Raw genomic sequence first — 3,490 nt, forward strand, 5'->3', positions numbered from 1 at the left:
AAAAAACAAGATTTTCAATAGGTTGCTTATAATCCTAACTATAGTTAGCCTTTCATAAGTAGCGATGCAACAAAGCCCACTGGGATCCAGGAAGTTTATTAAGTTAGTAAGCATAAAAGTAGCCGTTTTATGTTAAAATACAACGTTTTGATGATTATGAAAAAGCTGGATTCCAGTGTCAAGCACTGGAATGACACCATTTGTTGTAAACTCACTTCTTCTTGATTTGCAGAACAATAAAACAGTAAGCTAAAAGGGAACTTATTACTCAACAAAACAAGACTTAAAATCTTGTGCAATGCTATTGATTATAGCTAGATATGCATCTTTTCCAGGCTCTATGTCTGATCCAATAGGATCAAGAACTACCATTTTTGCGTCATTAGAAAGAGCATTAGGCTTTATGCTGTCTTCATGTGAATGAGCAAATATACATTTAACGTTTTCTTCCTTCATTATCTTTTTTAGCTTCATTAAACTCCTCATACCTATGTAAGAATCCTCTTCTATGGAAAGAATGGCACTTGGGTGATTTAAACCAAAATATTTTTCAAAATATTGATAAGCATCGTGAGTGACGATATATTTTTGATTTTTAAAATCATTCAGTTCTTTCATAATTTCTTTTACTTCTTGGTCTATTTTTTTTATAGCTTTTGTTGCATTAGAGTTGTATCGATGGGAATTTTCTTTATCTATGTTAGACAATGTTGCACTTACAGAAAGTATCATGCTCTTTGCATTTTCGGGACTCAGCCAAATGTGTAAATCTTTTTCATCTTTAATGTGAGTAATTTTTCTAGAAAATGAATGTGGCCGAGTAGGAAGTAGGTTGATTGCCTTTGACAATTGCACTAGTTCTTTATTATTTTTGGCGAAAGTTTGAACAAACGTCTCTAAGTTATCGTCAACATAAAATATAACGTCACTTGATTCTAAATTACTCGCATCAGATGGCTTTAATATATAATTATGCGCAGATGTTGCATAGCCAAGCAATTCCGGTTCTAAAATCCCTTCTGTAATAGAAGCTACAAGTGAGTGGATAGGTTTGATTGTAGCTACAACTTTTAAATTGGATGAAAAGGCGATATTATAGTATAGTGTAAATGAAAGTAATAGAAAAAAAGTCAGTAAATGTCTCATATAAACGTTGAGAAGAAGTTAAATTTTGTCAATAAATTGAATAATGTCAATAATCGTGTTCTAAAAATAGAAAATCTTGCTCTCACATATGATGGTAAAAGAATCCTTGACAATATCAATATGTTTATGGAAAGAGGAGACATAATTACAATACTTGGTCCAAATGGTGGAGGTAAAACCTCTTTAGTGAAAGCAATTGCTGGCATAAATAAAAGCTGTACCGGTAATATCGTATTTGCTGACAACATAAAAATTGGCTATATGCCGCAAAATTTTAGTATTAGTAATTTGATGCCAATAACAGTTGAATATTTCCTTTTAAATAGCTCCTTGAAAAGACTAAAGAAAAATCAATCCATTATTACAGAAACGATAGAGTTGGTTGGTATCGGTAACATTTTGAAGAATCAAGTGTTAGAAATTTCTGCAGGGCAAACACAATTATTGCTACTTGCACGTTGTTTAATTGCAGAGCCTGACTTGATCATTCTAGATGAACCAGTTAGTGCAATGGATATTAACGCGCGGGCTAAATTTTATGATATTATAAATAAAATAGCAAAAAAACGATTGGTATCGATTCTTATGACTTCTCATGATCTTAACTCTGCTCTACCATCCTCAGATTACATAATTTGTATAAATAATACTATCTATTGCCAAGGCAAGCCTGATGAGATTATGAAAAATAGAACCCTAAATGAAATATTTAGCAGTTACGCAGCGAAATGATTCAAAATATTTTGCGTCTTCTGCACATAACTACGGTGCTGACGCGTTACAATATATTACCTTATTTACTTCCACCATCAAAAAAATCAATAAATAAAATACAAGGCCACAAGCTAAAGTGTGCTCTTGAAAAATTAGGTCCGGTGTTCATTAAGTTTGGGCAGTCTATCTCATCACGTACTGATGTTTTAAATGAAGATATAACAAATAACTTGTTATTGATATGTGATAGATTGCCATCATTTTCACATAAAATAGCAGTTAAAACTATAGAAAGTGAGTTTAATTGTAAATTGAGCGACATTTTTTCAAGCTTTTCTGAAAAGCCAATTGCAGCAGCATCGATTTCTCAGGTGCATAGAGCGGTTACAACTGAGGGTAAGGAAGTTGCTGTGAAGGTTTTAAGGCCAAATATTGAGAAAACATTCTCAAGAGATATAAAAATGCTTTCTTGGCTTGCAGAAATTGCAGAAAAATTTAGCGAACAATCAAAAAGGCTGAGGCCAATTGAATTAGTTAAAACTTTTGCTGAAATTTGCCGATTAGAGTTAGATCTATGTTTTGAAGCTGCTCACTCTTCGGAACTAAAGGAAAACACAAAAAATGACAGAGGTTTTTATGTACCTGAAATAGATTGGAATAGAACTTCAAGAAAGGTTTTAACATTAGAATGGATAGAAGCAACGCCAATATACGAAGTTGAAAAACTGAATAATCATAAGCAAATAGCTATCAACCTTATAGAATCGTTTTGTAATCAGGTATACAGGGATTGTTTTTTTCATGCTGATATGCATCCTGGAAATCTAATGGTTGATAGTAATAACAATATTATTGCCCTGGATTGTGGAATCATGGGTAGAATAGATCGTGAGACATGCTATTACGTTATAGAGATACTCAAAGGCTTTTTAAATCGGGATTATGATCACGTTGCAAAAATGCACTTTAAAGCTGGTTACGTTTCATCACAGCATAGAAATTTTGTCACAGCTTGCAGGGCAATAGGTGAACCCATTATTGGGCAGCCTATACAGAAGATTTCATTTGCTAGTTTACTTGCTCAGCTATTAAAAATAACTGGTGATTTTGATATGAAAGTTCAAACACAATTGTTATTGCTGCAGAAAACTATGATTTTACTGGAAGGGACATGTAGAAAGATCTACCCAGAAATCAATATGTGGAAAGTAGTTGAAGCGTGGATAAGCAGTCAACATGAAAGTAAAATAGGGTATAGGGAAAAAATTAGAAGTTCTTATCCTGTAAAAACAATCCAAGGGATATTTAGCCTTACAGAAAAATTAAACCTAATAGCTGATAAAAAATTAGAAAACATCCAAATTAAAAATAAATCAAATGGAAAAGTCTATTTTTTATTGTGGTTTGTAATTATAATTCTAATCGTTAAACTTTTAATTTCTTAAACTATGGGAAAAAACTGCGTCAAATCCAATTTTTATTCAACTTAATTTTTAATCTGCAGGAGCCGAGTTGAGAATGTCCAATTTTCCACTTTCTTTATGTATAGCATTTCTCATAATAGTCCGAACAGGTCATAGGAAGGCAGAATCAACAGCACGACGAAAGGATTCGAATAGAGGAATGTTTT

Annotated in this window: 3 protein-coding genes; 2 read left to right on the forward strand and 1 reads right to left on the reverse strand. The window is 32.6% G+C overall.

The window, feature by feature from the left end:
• Nucleotides 1–264: 264 nt before the first annotated feature.
• Nucleotides 265–1,146, reverse strand: coding sequence for a zinc ABC transporter substrate-binding protein (locus tag OZD66_RS05210; protein ID WP_182367267.1), 882 nt, complete (start codon nt 1,144–1,146; stop codon nt 265–267).
• On the opposite strand from OZD66_RS05210, the gene OZD66_RS05215 reads away from it, so the two are divergent.
• Nucleotides 1,138–1,878 carry a metal ABC transporter ATP-binding protein gene (locus OZD66_RS05215; protein ID WP_006279528.1) on the forward strand — a complete coding sequence of 247 codons (741 nt, stop codon included), beginning with the start codon at nt 1,138–1,140 and terminating at the stop codon, nt 1,876–1,878. The two genes, OZD66_RS05210 and OZD66_RS05215, sit on opposite strands and share 9 nt — an antisense overlap.
• Nucleotides 1,875–3,305 carry a 2-polyprenylphenol 6-hydroxylase gene (ubiB, locus tag OZD66_RS05220; RefSeq protein WP_182367270.1) on the forward strand — a complete coding sequence of 477 codons (1,431 nt, stop codon included), beginning with the start codon at nt 1,875–1,877 and terminating at the stop codon, nt 3,303–3,305. Before OZD66_RS05215 ends, ubiB begins: the two co-directional genes overlap by 4 nt.
• The last annotated feature ends 185 nt before the right edge of the window (nt 3,306–3,490 follow it).

Source organism: Wolbachia endosymbiont of Drosophila baimaii (genome assembly GCF_028982185.1).
Taxonomy (GTDB): Bacteria; Pseudomonadota; Alphaproteobacteria; order Rickettsiales; family Anaplasmataceae; genus Wolbachia; species Wolbachia pipientis.

What these genes read in the sequence shown, in the direction of transcription:
- OZD66_RS05215 (WP_006279528.1), top strand. Translation starts at nt 1,138, where the DNA reads ATGTCTCATATAAACGTTGAGAAGAAGTTAAATTTTGTCAATAAATTG.
- OZD66_RS05210 (WP_182367267.1), bottom strand. Translation starts at nt 1,146, where the DNA reads ATGAGACATTTACTGACTTTTTTTCTATTACTTTCATTTACACTATAC.
- ubiB (WP_182367270.1), top strand. Translation starts at nt 1,875, where the DNA reads ATGATTCAAAATATTTTGCGTCTTCTGCACATAACTACGGTGCTGACG.